Origin of the sequence: Solwaraspora sp. WMMA2059 (assembly GCF_027497315.1) — a bacterium.
Lineage (GTDB): Bacteria > Actinomycetota > Actinomycetes > Mycobacteriales > Micromonosporaceae > Micromonospora_E.
Genome location: NZ_CP114908.1, coordinates 2,147,952 through 2,163,327 on the forward strand (window position 1 = coordinate 2,147,952; position 15,376 = coordinate 2,163,327).

At 71.8% G+C, this 15,376-nt stretch carries 16 protein-coding genes; 6 read left to right on the forward strand and 10 right to left on the reverse strand.

Annotated elements, in window-relative coordinates:
• Window positions 1-20: 20 nt before the first annotated feature.
• From O7553_RS09875 to O7553_RS09885, 3 genes are all read right to left on the reverse strand, one after another.
• Window positions 21-986 carry an ABC transporter permease gene (locus O7553_RS09875; RefSeq protein WP_281554513.1) on the reverse strand — a complete coding sequence of 322 codons (966 nt, stop codon included), beginning with the start codon at window positions 984-986 and terminating at the stop codon, window positions 21-23.
• Window positions 983-2,539 carry an ABC transporter substrate-binding protein gene (locus O7553_RS09880; protein WP_281554514.1) on the reverse strand — a complete coding sequence of 519 codons (1,557 nt, stop codon included), beginning with the start codon at window positions 2,537-2,539 and terminating at the stop codon, window positions 983-985. The genes O7553_RS09875 and O7553_RS09880 overlap by 4 nt, the downstream gene beginning before the upstream one ends.
• 170 nt (window positions 2,540-2,709) lie before the next feature.
• Entirely contained in the window at window positions 2,710-3,264 is a 555-nt protein-coding gene (locus O7553_RS09885) for a TetR family transcriptional regulator (RefSeq protein ID WP_281554515.1), read from the reverse strand.
• A 93-nt stretch (window positions 3,265-3,357) separates the two neighbouring features.
• Between O7553_RS09885 and O7553_RS09890 the strand changes: the two genes are divergently transcribed.
• The 5 genes from O7553_RS09890 to O7553_RS09910 are packed head-to-tail and all read left to right on the forward strand — an operon-like array spanning window position 3,358 to window position 8,486.
• Window positions 3,358-4,236 (forward strand): oxidoreductase, encoded by an 879-nt coding sequence (locus O7553_RS09890; protein ID WP_281554516.1) that lies wholly within the window; start codon window positions 3,358-3,360, stop codon window positions 4,234-4,236.
• A 52-nt stretch (window positions 4,237-4,288) separates the two neighbouring features.
• Window positions 4,289-5,167, forward strand: a complete 879-nt coding sequence (locus tag O7553_RS09895; protein WP_281554517.1) for a maleylpyruvate isomerase N-terminal domain-containing protein — start codon at window positions 4,289-4,291, stop codon at window positions 5,165-5,167.
• 52 nt (window positions 5,168-5,219) lie between these two features.
• Window positions 5,220-5,669: a helix-turn-helix transcriptional regulator gene (locus O7553_RS09900; protein ID WP_281554518.1), complete on the forward strand. Its 450-nt coding sequence runs from the start codon at window positions 5,220-5,222 to the stop codon at window positions 5,667-5,669.
• Window positions 5,670-5,674: 5 nt separating this feature from the next.
• On the forward strand, window positions 5,675-6,085 hold the full coding sequence (locus O7553_RS09905; protein ID WP_281554519.1) for a VOC family protein: 411 nt from the start codon (window positions 5,675-5,677) through the stop codon (window positions 6,083-6,085).
• 13 nt (window positions 6,086-6,098) lie between these two features.
• A complete protein-coding gene (locus O7553_RS09910) occupies window positions 6,099-8,486 on the forward strand; it encodes an excinuclease ABC subunit UvrA (RefSeq protein ID WP_281554520.1) in 2,388 nt (795 codons plus the stop codon).
• Here the strand turns inward: O7553_RS09910 and O7553_RS09915 are convergent.
• The 6 genes from O7553_RS09915 to O7553_RS09940 are packed head-to-tail and all read right to left on the reverse strand — an operon-like array spanning window position 8,471 to window position 13,210.
• The gene (locus O7553_RS09915; RefSeq protein ID WP_281554521.1) at window positions 8,471-9,262 is read right to left on the reverse strand and encodes an urease accessory protein UreD; all 792 of its coding nucleotides are present in this window, start codon (window positions 9,260-9,262) and stop codon (window positions 8,471-8,473) included. The genes O7553_RS09910 and O7553_RS09915 overlap by 16 nt on opposite strands.
• Window positions 9,262-10,020 carry an urease accessory protein UreG gene (gene ureG / locus O7553_RS09920; RefSeq protein ID WP_348650085.1) on the reverse strand — a complete coding sequence of 253 codons (759 nt, stop codon included), beginning with the start codon at window positions 10,018-10,020 and terminating at the stop codon, window positions 9,262-9,264. The genes O7553_RS09915 and ureG overlap by 1 nt, the downstream gene beginning before the upstream one ends.
• Window positions 10,010-10,717 carry an urease accessory UreF family protein gene (locus O7553_RS09925; protein WP_281554522.1) on the reverse strand — a complete coding sequence of 236 codons (708 nt, stop codon included), beginning with the start codon at window positions 10,715-10,717 and terminating at the stop codon, window positions 10,010-10,012. The genes ureG and O7553_RS09925 overlap by 11 nt, the downstream gene beginning before the upstream one ends.
• Window positions 10,718-10,737: 20 nt before the next feature.
• Window positions 10,738-12,474, reverse strand: coding sequence for an urease subunit alpha (locus O7553_RS09930; RefSeq protein ID WP_281554523.1), 1,737 nt, complete (start codon window positions 12,472-12,474; stop codon window positions 10,738-10,740).
• A complete protein-coding gene (locus tag O7553_RS09935; RefSeq protein ID WP_281554524.1) occupies window positions 12,471-12,899 on the reverse strand; it encodes an urease subunit beta in 429 nt (142 codons plus the stop codon). The genes O7553_RS09930 and O7553_RS09935 overlap by 4 nt, the downstream gene beginning before the upstream one ends.
• Before the next feature lie 8 nt (window positions 12,900-12,907).
• Window positions 12,908-13,210 carry an urease subunit gamma gene (locus tag O7553_RS09940; RefSeq protein ID WP_123601150.1) on the reverse strand — a complete coding sequence of 101 codons (303 nt, stop codon included), beginning with the start codon at window positions 13,208-13,210 and terminating at the stop codon, window positions 12,908-12,910.
• A 251-nt stretch (window positions 13,211-13,461) separates the two neighbouring features.
• On the opposite strand from O7553_RS09940, the gene O7553_RS09945 reads away from it, so the two are divergent.
• Window positions 13,462-14,073 carry a YdeI/OmpD-associated family protein gene (locus O7553_RS09945; RefSeq protein ID WP_281554525.1) on the forward strand — a complete coding sequence of 204 codons (612 nt, stop codon included), beginning with the start codon at window positions 13,462-13,464 and terminating at the stop codon, window positions 14,071-14,073.
• Window positions 14,074-14,109: 36 nt separating this feature from the next.
• Here O7553_RS09945 and O7553_RS09950 read toward each other — a convergent pair whose 3' ends face one another.
• On the reverse strand, window positions 14,110-15,345 hold the full coding sequence (locus O7553_RS09950) for a cation:proton antiporter (protein WP_281554526.1): 1,236 nt from the start codon (window positions 15,343-15,345) through the stop codon (window positions 14,110-14,112).
• Window positions 15,346-15,376: the final 31 nt, after the last annotated feature.

A 15,376-nucleotide genomic window follows, 5' to 3' on the forward strand; every position in this document is an offset into this window, starting at 1 on the left:
CCACTTTCCATGTCCGGCCGTCATCCGACCCCCGACCGGGCCCGGGGATCGACGAGGACCTGCACGACGTCGGCGAGCCGGTTGGCCAGGATGAAACCTCCGCCGAGCACGAGCGCGCTGGCCTGCAGGGCCGGCACGTCACGGGCGGCGGCGGCGTGGACGAAGTACGCCCCGAGACCGGGCCAGCCGAAGATTTGCTCCACCACGACCGTGCCAACCAGCAGACCGCCGATGATCACCCCGGTTACGGACAGGATCGGCCCGGCCGCGTTCGGCAGACCGTCGCGGAGCACGATCGACATCGGCCCGCTGCCCCGGGCCAGCGCCGCCAGGACGTACGGCCGGTCGATCGCTTCCCGTAACGTGACCGCCACCACCCGGCTGAGCACTCCGGCCGCCGGCAGCCCGAGCACCGCCATCGGCATCACCCAGGTGGCGGGACCGGCCATGCCTGACGTCGGCACCAGTTGCCACCGTAGAGCCAGCAGCAGAACCAGGAGGTAGCTCAGCCAGAACGCCGGCACCGACGTCGCCAGCAGCGCCCCGATCCGCAGTACCCCACGCAGCGGCCCCCGCCCGGCCACCGCCCCGGCGACGCCGACGGTCATCCCCACCACCACGGCCACCACGACCGATCCCGCCACCAGCCCCGCCGTCACGGCCAGCCGGTCGGCGACCTCGGGGCCGATCGGCAGGTTCGTCCGCAGCGACAGTCCGAAGTCGCCGGTGGCGGCGTCGGCCAGCCACCGCACGTACCGCACCGGGGCGGGAGCGTCCAGCCCAAGTTCGGAGCGGACGGCCTCGACCTGCTCCGGAGTCGCCGGCCGGCCGGCCCGGGTGGCCGCCAGCACCGCGGCGGGATCGCCGCGGGCCAGCAGCACCAGCGCGAACGTTCCGGCCGACAGCGCGAGCAGCACGCCGACGGTGTCGACGGTCCACCGTACGAGGTGGCCGCCGACGGTCCGTGGCCGCAGGGACACGCTCACCCGACGGTGACCCCGGTCAGTTCGAGATCTACGTCGGTGGGCGGCACCGCGAAGCCGTTCACCCCGTCGCGCACCGCCCACAGTCGGGGCCGGTACACCAACGGGACGAACCCGGTATCAGCGGCCACCGCCTCGTAGAGGTCCTGGTAGGCCTCGGAACGTTCAGCGGGGTCGGTGGCGAACAACGCCTTGTCGACCAGGTCCTCGGTGGTCGGCGTCACCCACAGCGGCGCTCGGGCCCCGTCGGTGAACAGGGACACGATCGAGCTGGACGGGTCGTACGGGGCGCCGAGGGTTTCGAAGAAGGTCAGGTCGTACCTGCCCTCGGCCCGCTCGTCGTAGTAGGCGGCGGCGTCGACCGGGACCAGTTCCACGCCGATCCCCACCTCCTGCAGAGCGGAGGCGATCGCGGCGGCCATGGTGCGCGGATCGAGCTGCCCCTCGGCCGGTGCGGCCGGGATGAGCAGCCGCAACGACAGCGGCTCGCCGTCGCGGGTCCGGATCTCCCCTTCGCGGAGGTAGCCTGCGGTGTCTAGCACCCGCCCTGCGGCGGCCCGGTCGAAGCCGACCGGCAGATCGGTACCGGAGTCCGGCACGCTCGGCGGGAACACCCGACGGGCCGGTTCCGCTTGGCCCAGGAACAACGCCGTCGCTAGCGCCTCGGTGTCGATCGCCCGGCCGACGGCCTCTCGGACCGCCCGGTCGCCGGCGGGGCCGTCGGGGTTGAACCCGAGCAGGATCGAGACGTCCGCCGCGCCGGTGATCAGCCGTACGCCGGCGCGATCGCGCAAGGACTGCGCCTCCACCGGCGTGATCGGGGCCAGGTAGGCGCCGCCGATCAGATCGATCTCGCCGTTGGTGAGTGCGTCGACGCGGGCCTGCGAATCCGGGATTACCTTGAACTCGAGCCGTTCCAGACTGGGCTTCGGCCCCCAGTAGTCGTCGTTGCGCTCCAGCACGGTGCCGGTGGCGCCGTTGGACACCAGCTTCCACGCCCCGGTGCCCACCGGGTCCTGGAAGGTGCCGTCGGCGCCGGCGGACTCCGGGCTGAGCAGCCGGACAGGACGGACGATCGACAACTCCTGCAGCAGCGGTTCGTACGGTTCGGACAGGGTGAGCACGACTGTGTCCGGATCCGGGGCGTCCACAGCGGAGACGACCTGCGAGGCCCGGAAGAACGAGAAGCGTTCGTTGCCCACCCACCGGTCGAAGTTCCACTTGACGGCCATGGCGTCGACCGGCGTCCCGTCGGTGAAGTGCACGTCGTCGCGTAGGTCGAAACTCACTTGCCGTCCGTCCGGTGCCACCGTCCAGGACTCGGCCAGGCCCGGCTCCAGTTGCCCGTCCTCGCCGTAGCTGACCAGTGGCTCGTAGATGGCGTCGAGGAGCAGGAAGTTGCCGGTGAACGCGTGCGGGTCCAGTGCGCCCGACTCGGTGCCCAACCCGATCCGCAATGTCGTCGAGGTGGCGCCACCACCGGAGTCAGCGCTGCAGGCTGTGGTGAGTCCGATCGACGCGGCGAGGACGGCGGCAAGCATGCGGGGTCGCGGCACGGAGCGCTCCAGATAGACGTCAGTCAATAATGTGTCCCGGGGTCCGATAGGAGTAGTCGGTGCAACGGCGTCGCTGGTTCCCGGCACAACCGTTTCGATGTCGCGGACCGGCGGCGCGCCGGACCCGGGTCGCCGGGTTCTACGGTCGCGGGCGGAGTGACGAGCTGGCTCTACGGGCGCGGGCCGGGGGTGACGAGCCGGCGTACGGCGGTGGTCACGCTGGCCCGGCGCGCGGCCACCGACGTCGGCGCCGGATCGTCGTAGGCCCGGGCGACGGCGAGAACGACGGCGAGCAGTTCGGCGGGCGGGAGCGTGTCGTCGACCAGGCCGGCGGCCTGGGCCTCGGCCAGGGCGGCCAGTTTCCGTCGGGTCGTGTGGTGGTTCTGCTCCATCCGGGCGAGCTCGCCGGGCCGTTCGAGGGTGTGCCACTGCAGCAGTCGGAGCAGGTCCGGGTGCGTGACGCCGAAGTCGAACATCGCGGTGGCGTAGCCGGGTATGTCGTCTGCGTCGAAGGGCACCGCTTCCATGAAGCGCTCCAGGTGGGTGGCGAGGGTGGTGTCGAAGAGCCGTTCCTTGCTGCCGAAGTACGCGTAGATCAGCTGCTTGTTGGCGCCGGCGCGCTCGGCTACCCGGTCGACCCGGGCGCCGGCCAGGCCGTGGGCGGCGAACTCGACGGTGGCGGCGTCAAGGATCCGGTGCTTGGTGGCGGTGGAGTCGCGGACCATGCCGCCAGCCTACCCAAAACCAACTGGTTGGTTGACAACTGCGCGGGTAGCGCCGATGATGTAACTATCTAGTTGGTTACCAAGGGAGAGATCATGAGCGACAAGGTCGCCGTCGTCACCGGCGCCTCCTCCGGCATCGGCGAGGCCACCGCCCGCAAGCTGCGCGCCATGGGCTACCACGTCTACGCCGTCGCCCGCCGGCTCGACCGGATCACCCCGTTGGCCGACGTCGGCATCCGGCCCGTGCGGGCCGACATCACCGACGACGCCGCGCTGGTCGACCTCGTCAAACAGGTACTGGCCGAATCCGGGCGGGTCGACGTGCTGGTCAACAACGCCGGGTACGGTTCGTTCGGCGCGGTCGAGGACGTGCCCTTGGACGAGGCCCGCCGCCAGTTCGACGTCAACGTGTTCGGCCTGGCCCGGCTGACGCAACTCGTGCTGCCGCAGATGCGCCGGCAGGGCAGTGGACGCATCGTCAACATCTCGTCAATCGGTGGGAAGATCCACGAGCCGCTCGGCGGCTGGTACCACGCCACCAAGTTCGCCGTCGAAGGACTCAGCGACTCGATGCGGATGGAGCTCGCCCCACTCGGCATCGACGTGGTCGTCATCCAGCCCGGTGCGATCGCCACCGAGTGGCCCGCCATCGCCGGCCAGCATCTCCTCGACACCTCGGGTCGCGGCCCGTACGCCGACCAGGCGGCACTTGGCGCGGCCATCCTCGCGGTCGAGGACGGCCCGGCGTCGCCGCCCTCGGTGGTCGCCGACGCCGTCGCCAGAGCGGTGCGCGCCCGCCGGCCACGGACCCGCTACCCCGTCGGCCGGGCCGCCAGGGTGATCCTGGCGGCCCGGCGGATTCTGCCCGACCGTGTCTTCGACCGCTTCGTCCGTACCATGCTGCGCACCCTCGCCCGTGTCGTCGCCAGGCGCGACCCCGGCCAGGGTCGGCTCATCGGAAATCGCGCATGAAACGCGCAACGTCAAGGAACACTGTCGACGCAGCCGGTGCCACGATCACCGGATGAGTTTCGTTGTGCCCGTTGACCGCTGGACCCTGGCCCGTACGGCGTTGAGTGTCCTCACCGACCGATTCCAATCACTGCTGACAGTCGACAGTCAGCCGAAGGCGATGGCGACCCGCGACTGGACGGTGTCGGACACCGCCGCGCACGTGGTGAGCATCGCGATGCTGTACGTCACCCTCGTCGAGGGTGACGAGCCGCCGCTGCAGATCCCCGACATCCGCGCGGCCCTGTCCGCCGCGAACGTCGACACCGTCGCCGACGTCAACGACCATGTGCTGCGGCACTTCACCGAACGCGACCCGGCTCGCCTCGCCGAACTGCTCGGCGAGGCGACCGACGCGATTCTCGCGGCGACCGCCCAGCTGCCGCCGGAAAGGACCGTCCAGTGGCTGGGCGACGCGCGGGTGCCGATCGCCGGCATGGTGGCACACCTGGTCAACGAGCTGCTGGTGCACGGCTGGGACATCGCCCGGGTGTTGCGCCGCCCCTGGTCGATGCCCGACGACTACGCGTCGCTGTACTTCGACCAGTTCTTTCTCGGGATGCTGCACCACGACTACGGCGTCCTGCTGGACACCTCGCGGGCAATGCCGAAACGGCCGATCGCGGTGCAGTTCCGTTCTGCGTACACCCCGACCGCGACCGTCGTGCTCGGTGACGGACGGATCCGGCTCGCCCCACCGGACGACCCGGTCGACGTCCGGCTGCGGTTCCGTCCGGCCCGGTTCAACCTGATGCTGTTCGGTCGGACCGGCACCGCCGTCGCCGCTCTGCGTCGCGACGTCGTCGTCGGAGGGCCGCGGCCGTGGCGCCTGCCCGCCTTCCTACGTGTCGTTCACATGCCGAACGCACGCTACGCTCCCGCCGCACCGTAGGTTGGGCCGCGCCGGGCGGGAAGTGCCGACGGGGTGTGGCAGCATCGCCCGGGTGACCGGCAGTGCGAGGCAGGAGCAGCACCTGGGCGACCTGGCGCGGCTGCGCCGGGTGCGCGACCGGATCGACCGGGAGTACGCCCGGCCACTCGACGTCGAGGCCCTGGCCCGTGGCGTGCACATGTCGGCCGGGCACCTCAGCCGCGAGTTTCGGCGCGCCTACGGCGAGTCGCCGTACGCGTACCTGATGACCCGGCGCATCGAACGCGCGATGGCGCTGCTGCGCCGGGGTGACCTGAGCATCACCGACGTCTGTTTCGCGGTCGGCTGCGCGTCGCTGGGCACCTTCAGCACCCGGTTCACCGAACTGGTCGGCGTCCCGCCCAGCGTCTACCGGCGCCGGGCCGGCTCCGCCCGCCCGGAGATGCCCGCCTGCCTGGCAAAACAGGTAACCAGACCGATCAGGAATCGAGAAGCGCGGGTTCCGGCGGCGCAACTAGCGTGACCGGCATGGACATCACGATTCACTCCAGCTTCCTGCCGCACGCCGACGCCGACGCCGCGCTGGCCTTCTGGCGCGACCTGCTCGGCTTCGAGCTGCGCCTGGACGTCGGCTACGACGGGATGCGCTGGCTCACCGTCGGCCCGGTCGACCAGCCCGGCACCGCGATCGTGCTGCACCCGCCGGGTGTCGACCCCGGCATCACCGACGACGAGCGCCGTACGATCACCGAGATGATGGCCAAGGGCACCTACGCCGGCATCCTGTTGGCCACCAGCGACCTCGACGGGGTCTTCGAGCGGCTGCAGGCCGGCGACGCGGACATCGTCCAGGAGCCGACCGAGCAGCCGTACGGGGTCCGCGACTGTGCCGTGCGTGACCCCGCCGGCAACCTGATCCGCATCCAGCAGACTCGATAGGTAGGGATTCTCGATGAGCAGGGCCACCGCCTCGGGGGAGCGGCCGTCCACCCCGCACCCCGCCGACAGTCACGACCTGATCCGGGTGCACGGCGCGCGGGTCAACAACCTCAAGGACGTCAGCGTCGAGATCCCGAAACGCCGGCTGACGGTGTTCACCGGGGTCTCCGGTTCGGGCAAGAGCTCGCTGGTGTTCGGCACGGTCGCGGCCGAGTCGCAGCGCCTGATCAACGAGACGTACAGCGCCTTCGTGCAGGGGTTCATGCCGACGCTGGCCCGGCCCGAGGTCGACGTGCTCGATGGGCTGACCACGGCGATCATCGTCGACCAGGAGCGGATGGGCGGCGATCCGCGGTCCACGGTCGGCACCGCCACCGACGCCAACGCGATGCTGCGGATCCTGTTCAGCCGGCTCGGGCAGCCGTACGTCGGCCCGCCCAACGCGTTCTCCTTCAACCTGGCGTCGGTGCGGGCCAGCGGGGCGATAACCGTCGAACGCGGCGCCAGCAAGACCACGAAGCAGACCTTCACCCGGCTGGGCGGCATGTGCCCGCGCTGCGAGGGTCGGGGGTCGGTCACCGACTTCGACCTGACCGCGCTGTACGACGACAGCAAGTCGCTCAACGAGGGCGCGCTGACCATCCCCGGCTACAGCGTCGACGGCTGGTACGGGCGAATCTTCAGCGGCTGCGGTTTCTTCGACCCGGACAAGCCGATCCGCAGGTTCACCAAGTCGCAGCTGCACGACCTGCTGTACAAGGAGCCGACCCGGATCAAGGTCGACAACGTCAACGTGACGTACGAGGGTCTGATCCCGCGGATCCAGAAGTCGTTCCTGGCCAAGGACGTCGACGCGATGCAGCCGCACATCCGGGCGTTCGTGCAGCGGGCGATCACCTTCACCACCTGCCCGGACTGCGCCGGCACCCGGCTGAACGAGGCGGCCCGGTCGTCGAAGATCAACGGGATCAACATCGCCGACGCGTGCGCGATGCAGATCAGTGACCTCGCCGAGTGGGTCCAGGCGCTGGCCGAGCCGTCGGTCGCACCGCTGCTGACCGCGCTGCGGCACACCCTCGACTCGTTCGTGGAGATCGGCCTCGGCTACCTCTCGCTGGACCGCCCGGCGGGCACCCTGTCCGGCGGTGAGGCGCAGCGCACCAAGATGATCCGGCATCTCGGGTCGTCGTTGACCGACGTCACCTACGTCTTCGACGAGCCGACCATCGGGCTGCACCCGCACGACATCGCCCGGATGAACAACCTGCTGCTGCGGCTGCGGGACAAGGGCAATACGGTGCTGGTCGTCGAGCACAAGCCGGAGACGATCGCGATCGCCGACCACGTCGTCGACCTCGGCCCCGGTGCCGGCACCGCCGGCGGCGAGGTGATGTTCGAAGGCACCGTGGACGGGCTGCGGGCCAGCGTCACCGTCACCGGCCGCCACCTCGACGACCGGGCCAACCTGAAGAAGTCGGTCCGCGAGCCCACCGGCGCGCTGGAGATCCGTGGCGCGAACGCCAACAATCTGCGCGACGTCGACGTCGACATCCCGCTCGGTGTGCTGGTCGTGGTGACCGGGGTCGCCGGCTCCGGCAAGAGTTCGCTGCTGCACGGGTCGATCCCGGCCGACGCGGGGGCGGTGTCGATCGACCAGACCGGTATCCGAGGCTCTCGGCGCAGCAACCCGGCGACGTACACCGGGCTGCTCGACCCGATCCGCAAGGCGTTCGCGAAGGCCAACGGGGTCAAGCCGGCGCTGTTCAGCGCCAACTCCGAGGGCGCCTGCCCGACCTGCAACGGTGCCGGGGTCATCTACACCGACCTGGCGATGATGGCCGGCGTCGCCACCGTCTGCGAGGACTGCCAGGGCCGGCGGTTCCAGGCGGCGGTGCTGGAGTACCAGCTCGGCGGCCGGGACATCAGCGAGGTGCTGGCGATGTCGGTGGCCGAGGCCGAGGAGTTCTTCGCGTCCGGCGACGCCCGCACCCCGGCCGCGCACGCCGTCCTGCGTCGGCTCGCCGACGTCGGGCTCGGCTACCTCACCCTCGGCCAGCCGCTCACCACCCTGTCCGGCGGCGAGCGGCAGCGGCTGAAACTGGCCACCCACATGGCGGAGAAGGGCGGCGTCTACGTTCTCGACGAGCCGACCACCGGCCTGCACCTGGCCGACGTCGAGCAGTTGCTCGGCCTGCTCGACCGGCTGGTCGACGCCGGGAAGTCGGTGATCGTCATCGAGCACCACCAGGCGGTCATGGCACACGCCGACTGGATCATCGATCTGGGGCCGGGTGCCGGTCACGACGGTGGTCGGATCGTCTTCGAGGGCACCCCGGCCGACCTGGTCGCGGCCCGTTCGACGCTGACCGGTGAGCACCTCGCCGCCTACGTCGGCGGCTGAGCCCCGGCCCGGTCCGGTTCGGCTCGGTCGGGTTCGGCCCGGTCGAGTTCGGCGCGGACGCCGCGGGCGGTCGGGCCGGTCGCGGTGACCAGCACCGCCGGCCCGCCGGCCAGCGGCAGCCGGGCCGCGCCGGGGCCGAGCGGGCCGGCCGCCGGGGGCCCACCGGCTGCCCACTCCGGCCGGACCACCAGCACCGAACCGGTCGCCTTCGCCCCGGCGAGCACCGCCGGCCCGGCCCAGCCGTCGGCGCGCGGCCCCACCGCCAGGTCGGTACGCAGCACCGTGCGGCCCGCGTACCGGACGGTGGTGTCGATCCGGGCGTCGCCGGACGGCTCACCGTCGCGCCCGCAGACCAGCTCCTCCCGCCACACCACGGCCGCGCCGTCGGCCAGCTCCACCACCGACCGGGACAGGTGGTGGCAGCCGGCGGCGGCGATCAACGGCTCCGGCAGCCAGCGCAGCTCGCCGCCGGTCGCAACCCGGACCAGCATCTGCAGCGTCGACCGGCGGCCGTCAGGTCCGGGCAACGCCAGCGACGCCGCGACGGTACGCAGACACACTCGCGCCCCCGGCCCGACCTCGACGTCCAGCCGCAGGTCGTCGCCGCCGAGCGGGCCGGCCGCCGCGCCGACCAGGTGCACCTGGACTTCGCCGCCGTCGGCGGCCGCTGCCGGGCCGGTGCGGCGCAGCACCAGCGGCGGCTCGCCGCGCAGGCAGACCAGCCGGGTCCGCCCGGCGGCGTCGACCTCGGCGACCAGCCGGGCGTGGGCCCGCATCAGCCGGCGACCTCCGCCGGTGTCTGGGCGCGGGCCCGGAGCAACCCCCGAATCCAGTCGGCCACCGGCGTCGCCGTGCGGTCCTGCACCAGCGACAGGAACACCGTCGGCAGCTCGCCCCGGCGGGCGGCGGCGTCGCGCTCCATCACCGACAGGTCGGCGTTGACCAGCGGCGCCAGGTCCGTCTTGTTGATCACCAGCAGGTCGGCGGTGCTCACCCCCGGCCCGCCCTTACGCGGCACCTTGTCGCCGCCGGCCACGTCGACCACGAAGATCTGCTGGTCGACCAGGCCCCGGCTGAACGTGGCGGTCAGGTTGTCCCCGCCACTTTCCACCAGCACCAGATCGAGGGTGCCCAACTGGTCGGACAGGTCCTCGATGGCGTCAAGGTTGGCGGAGATGTCGTCGCGGATCGCGGTGTGCGGGCAGCAGCCGGTCTCCACCGCCCGGACCCGCTCCGCCGGCAGGACGCCGTTGCGCAGCAGGAAGTCGGCGTCCTCGGTGGTGTAGATGTCGTTGGTGACCACGGCCAGCCGCAACTCGTCGGCGAGCGCCCGGCACAGCGCGGCGACCAGCGCGGTCTTGCCGGAGCCGACCGGCCCGCCGATGCCGATCCGCAGCGCGGGGGAGCCGTCCGGCAGCCGGGGCGGGTGCGGGTCGACCCCCGGATCGGGGTGGGTGTGCGGTACCTCCCCGTCGGTGTGCGCGTGCGGTTCGGCGGACCCGCCGTGGACGTGGGTGTGTGGTTCAGGACGCAAAGAGACGCACCTCCCAGGTGGCGTGGTGTTCGGCGTCGACCTCCGGGATCGGGGCCGAGCCGGCGGGCAGGTCGTCGACCGGCCGGTCGGCCAGGGCGGCCGCCCCGGCGGCGACCGCGTCGATGTCCGGCGCGAGCCGGGCCAGCAGGCCGTGCACCGCGTACGGGTCGAGGCCGAGCAGCCGCACGGCGGCGCTGGCCGGTCCGGTGACGGCGGTGTATGCGGCGGCCAGCGCCGCATCGGCCGGGCCGAGGCCGGCGGCGGCGGCGACCACGCCGAGCGCGACCGGCTGGTGGCGGTCCCGGGGGCCGCCCGCCGGCAGCGCCCAGATGCCCCGTCCGGCGCGCAGCAACGCCCGGCCCTGTGCCCGCGACGCGCGGCGCAGCGCGGGCGACGGGGTGCGGGCGTCGATACCGTCGTCGAGCGCGTCCAGCCGGCCGGCGGCTCCGGTCGCGGTGGCACCGTGGGCTGCCGCTGCGCTGGCCGTGGCAGCCGCAGCGAACGCGGCGGCGGTACGCCCACCGGTGGTGAGCCGGCCGGTCAGGTACGCCGCCACGCCGGCCAGGTCACGGACCCGGCCGGCGACGACGGCCGCCTCCAGCCCGCTGGAGTGGGCATGCCCGCCGGCCGGCAACCGGCCATCGGCCAGCACCAGCAGCGTGGCGAGCCCGCTCATCGGCGGGTCCGGGCGTGACACATCGTCATCATCGCCGGCGGTCAGAACAGGAAGTAGCGCTGCGCCATCGGCAGCTCCACCGCCGGAGCCGGCTCGATCGTCTCCCCGTCGATGCGTACCGTGAACGTGTCCGCGTCGATCTCGATCCGGGGGGTGGCGTCGTTCAGCGGCATGTCGGCCTTGCCCCGCCGCCGGGTGTCGGCGACCGGGGCGAGCCGGCGACGGATCCCGAGCCGGTCACCGAGCAGCGCGTCGATCGCAGCCGGCGCGACGAACGCCAGGCTGGTGGCGGCCGGCACGGTGCCGTACGCGCCGAACATGGGCCTCGGCAGCATCGGCTGCGGGGTCGGGATGGACGCGTTCGCGTCGCCCATCTGCGCCCAGGCGATCATGCCGCCCTTGATCACCAGATGCGGCCGTACGCCGAAGAACGCCGGATCCCACAGCACCAGGTCGGCCAGCTTGCCCGGCTCGACCGAGCCGACCTCGCCCTCGATGCCGTGCGCGACCGCCGGGCAGATCGTGTACTTGGCCACGTACCGTCGGGCCCGCATGTTGTCGGCCGGCCCGTCGCCGGGCAGCGCGCCACGGCGCGCCTTCATCACGTGCGCGGTCTGCCAGGTCCGCAGGATCACCTCGCCGACGCGCCCCATCGCCTGCGAGTCGGAGCCGATCATCGAGATGGCGCCGAGGTCGTGCAGGATGTCCTCGCCGGCCATCGTGCTGGGCCGGATCCGGCTCTCGGCGAACGCCAGGTCCTCCGGCACGCTCGGGTTCAGATGGTGGCAGACCATCAGCATGTCGAGGTGCTCGTCGAGGGTGTTGACGGTGTGCGGGCGGGTCGGGTTGGTCGACGACGGCAGCACGTTCGGCTCGGCGGCGACCCGCATGATGTCCGGCGCGTGCCCGCCGCCGGCCCCTTCGGTGTGGTACGCGTGGATCGACCGGCCGGCGATCGCGCCCAGGGTGGACTCCACGTACCCGGCTTCGTTGAGGGTGTCGGTGTGGATCGCCACCTGCACACCGGAGGCGTCGGCCACCCGCAGGCAGGCGTCGATCGCCGCCGGGGTGGTGCCCCAGTCCTCGTGCAGTTTGAACCCGCCGGCGCCGCCGCGCAGCTGCTCCCACATGGATTCTTCGCTGACCGTGTTGCCCTTGCCGAGCAGCAGCACGTTGACCGGCCACGGGTCGAGCGCGGCGAGCATCATGCCCAGGTGCCACGGGCCGGGGGTGACCGTGGTCGCTTTGCTGCCCTCGGCCGGCCCGGTGCCGCCGCCCATGATGGTGGTGACGCCGCTGGCCAGCGCTGTCTCCAGGATCTGCGGGCAGATCAGGTGTACGTGGCTGTCGATCGCCCCGGCGGTGAGGATCTTGCCGTTGCCGGCGATTATCTCGGTGCCCGGCCCGATCACCAGGTCGGGGTGCACCCCGTCCATCGTGTCCGGGTTGCCGGCCTTGCCGAGCGCGACGATCCGGCCGTCTCGGATGCCGACGTCGGCCTTGACGACGCCCCAGTGGTCGAGCACCACCGCGCCGGTGATCACCGTGTCGGGTGCCCCTTCGGCCCGGGTGGCCAGGGACTGGCCCATCGACTCGCGGATCACCTTCCCGCCGCCGAAGACCACCTCGTCGCCGTACGCCGGGGTGCCGTCGGCGCCGGGCGGCGCGCAGCGGTCCTCCTCGACCTCGATCAGCAGGTTGGTGTCCGCCAGCCGGATCCGGTCACCGGTGGTCGGGCCGAGCAGTGCGGCGTACCGCCGTCGGTCCAGGGTGCTCACGCCGTGCCTCCCGTCTCACCGGTGCCCGCCTGGTCGGCCGGGCGCCCGGTGCCCGTACCGCCGGCCGGGCCGCGCCCGTCCAGCTCGCCGCCGCATTCGCCGCGCAGCCCGGCGACGATCCGCCGACCGCCGAACGGCACCAGGGTGACCTCCCGGTCGACGCCGGGCTCGAAGCGCACCGAGGTTCCGGCCGGCACCGCCAGCCGGTGGCCCCACGCGGCGGACCGGTCGAAGTCCAGCGCCGGGTTGGCCTCGGCGAAGTGGTAGTGCGAGCCGACCTGCACCGGCCGGTCGCCAGTGTTGACGACCGGCAGGGTCAGCACCGGACGGCCGGGATGGAGGGTGACCGGCCCGTCGCCGGGGATCAGTTCACCGGGAACGACTGTGCCGCCGTCGGTGCCCGACGGCGTGGATGGTGCGCTCAATCTCGCTCCTAGGAGATCGGCTCGTGTACGGTGACCAGCTTCGTCCCGTCGGGGAAGGTGGCTTCCACCTGCACCTCGGGGAGCATCTCCGGCACTCCGTCGAGCACGTCCTCGCGGCCGAGCACGGTGCGCCCGGCCTCCATCAGCTCCGCCACGCTGCGGCCGTCCCGGGCACCCTCCAACAGGAAGGCGGTGATCACCGCGGTCGCCTCCGGGTGGTTGAGCCGGATGCCCCTCTCACGGCGCTTCCAGGCCACGTCGGCTGCGACGTGGATGAGCAGTCGCTCCTGCTCGTGCCGGGTGAGAAACAAGCCGGACCTCCATGAGCGATCGAGACCTGGGTCGTGCCAGATGCTGGCATTCTGACATTTCAATCACGTTACGTACGCGTATCCGCTGTCTGGGTGTCACCTGCTGTCCGGCCTGGTACGCACGGGTCGGCTCACCTGCGGCGACTTCGCAGGGCAGCCCGTCCGAAGTCCGGGTGCGATGCAACCAGGCAGGGTCGAGCCGGCCGAACGGGCGGAAGCTGCGGCCACGGCGTACCGGCTAGCCTGCCGTTATGGCAAGCGCCGAGTTGGACGAGTTGATCGTCGCGGACGCCGAGGCGTTGCGCGGGTGGTTGTCGGCCAACCACGGCACATCGCCCGGAGTGTGGCTCGCCCTGACCAGGAAGGGCGGCACAGTCACCACCCTGACCTGGCAGCAGGCGGTCGACGAGGCGCTGTGCTTCGGCTGGATCGATGGGCAGGCTCGGAAGCGGGATGAGCAGACTTCCTGGATCCGGTTCACCCCGCGCCGGACCCGCAGCTCCTGGTCACAGCGCAACGTCGCCCACGTGGCCCGGTTGGAGGCACAGGGGCGGATGATGCCGTCCGGCCGTGCTGCGGTGGACGCGGCGAAGGGAGACGGACGGTGGGCGGCCGCCTATGCGCCGCCTTCGGAAGCCGTGGTGCCGGCCGATCTGCTCGCTGCGATCGCCGCTGACCCCGCCGCCCAGGCAATGTTCGACGTACTCACCAGGACCAACCGTTTTGCCCTCATCAACCGGGTGATTGGCGTCAAACGGGCGCAGACCCGCGAGCGGAAGATCGGCGAGATCGTCGCCATGCTGGCCCGGCACGAAACGATCTACCCGCAGAGAGCCAGGCCGCCGCAGTCGGCCACGTCGTGATGGCCGTACGCGGTCCGGCGTGCCGCGACCCTGTCGTCAGTCTTCCGACGACTGATCCGGGCCGTGGCTGGTGTCGGCCCTTGGGCGCCGGAAGCGGTCGTGCCAGGCCGGCGTCTTCCGCTCGTCGTCGAACGCGTTGGCGATCACCACGTCGGTCGACGAGTGCAGCAGGATCGAGATCACGATGGTCAGGGCGACCAGGTGGAACACCTCGTCGGCGGCGTCGATGCCGGACTTGAGCACGATCAGGCCGTACACCACCGACGCGAAGCCCTTCGGCCCGAACCACATGGCCGCCGCCTGCTCCCGGGGTGCCAGGCCGGAGCGGACGAACGCGATCGCCAGCGCCACCGGCCGGGCGACGAAGATGGCCAGCACCGCGAAGACCCAGCCCGGCCAGGAGATCTCGCCGAGGAACTCGATCGAGATGAGCGCGCCGAAGACCAACAGCGCGGCGAGTTTGAGCAACTCGGAGACGCTTTCGCCGAAATGCTCGAACGCGGCCCGCTGACGCGGGCCGAAGGTGGCGATGGTGCTGCCGGCGGCGAACGCGGCCAGGAACAGGTTGCCGTGGGTGGCCTGCCCGAGCGCCAGTACCAGCAGGCCGATCGCCACCCCGTTGAGCGGCGCGTACAGGGCCGACGCGGAGAACCACCGGGTCCGTTCCAGGGCGATCGCCAGTGCGGGGACGGCGACTCCGATGGCCAGGCCGACGGCGAGTTCGGTGGCTAGCTCGTCGAGGTGCAGGTCGCCGGAGCCGGTGGCGATCGCCAGGAACAGGATCACGAACGGCAACGCGAGGCCGTCGTTGATCCCGGACTCGACGTTGAGCAGATGCCGCAGCCGGTACGGCACCTTCTCGTTGCCGACCAGCGCGGCGGCGAACACCGGGTCGGTCGGGGCCAGCACCGCGCCGATCAGCAGCGATTCCGCCCAGCCCAGCCCAGCCACGTAGTGGGCCAGCACCGCGGTGATCAACAGGGTGAGTGGCAGCCCCCAGCCCAGCGCCCGACCGGGCAGCCGCCAGGCGGAGCGCAGGTCCTGCCAGCCGACCCGCATCCCGTCGGTGAACAGCACGGCGAACAGCGCCAGCTCGGCGAGGGTGTTGACGATCGACGAGTCGGCCTGCACGTCCAGCACGCCGGTGGTCTGCGGCCCGAGTAGGAAGCCGGCCACCAGGAACAACGCCGCCGTGGACAGGATGGTGCGGTGGGCCAGCGCCGACACCAGCACGGCGAGTAGCAGTACGGCGGCGAAACTCAGCAGCAGCATGTGAACTCCGGGACCGGCGGCGAGCGGTGGT

What these genes read in the sequence shown, in the direction of transcription:
- O7553_RS09945 (WP_281554525.1), top strand. Translation starts at nt 13,462, where the DNA reads ATGGCAAGCGCCGAGTTGGACGAGTTGATCGTCGCGGACGCCGAGGCG.
- O7553_RS09895 (WP_281554517.1), top strand. Translation starts at nt 4,289, where the DNA reads ATGAGTTTCGTTGTGCCCGTTGACCGCTGGACCCTGGCCCGTACGGCG.
- O7553_RS09890 (WP_281554516.1), top strand. Translation starts at nt 3,358, where the DNA reads ATGAGCGACAAGGTCGCCGTCGTCACCGGCGCCTCCTCCGGCATCGGC.
- O7553_RS09905 (WP_281554519.1), top strand. Translation starts at nt 5,675, where the DNA reads ATGGACATCACGATTCACTCCAGCTTCCTGCCGCACGCCGACGCCGAC.
- O7553_RS09915 (WP_281554521.1), bottom strand. Translation starts at nt 9,262, where the DNA reads ATGCGGGCCCACGCCCGGCTGGTCGCCGAGGTCGACGCCGCCGGGCGG.
- O7553_RS09910 (WP_281554520.1), top strand. Translation starts at nt 6,099, where the DNA reads ATGAGCAGGGCCACCGCCTCGGGGGAGCGGCCGTCCACCCCGCACCCC.
- O7553_RS09950 (WP_281554526.1), bottom strand. Translation starts at nt 15,345, where the DNA reads ATGCTGCTGCTGAGTTTCGCCGCCGTACTGCTACTCGCCGTGCTGGTG.
- O7553_RS09885 (WP_281554515.1), bottom strand. Translation starts at nt 3,264, where the DNA reads ATGGTCCGCGACTCCACCGCCACCAAGCACCGGATCCTTGACGCCGCC.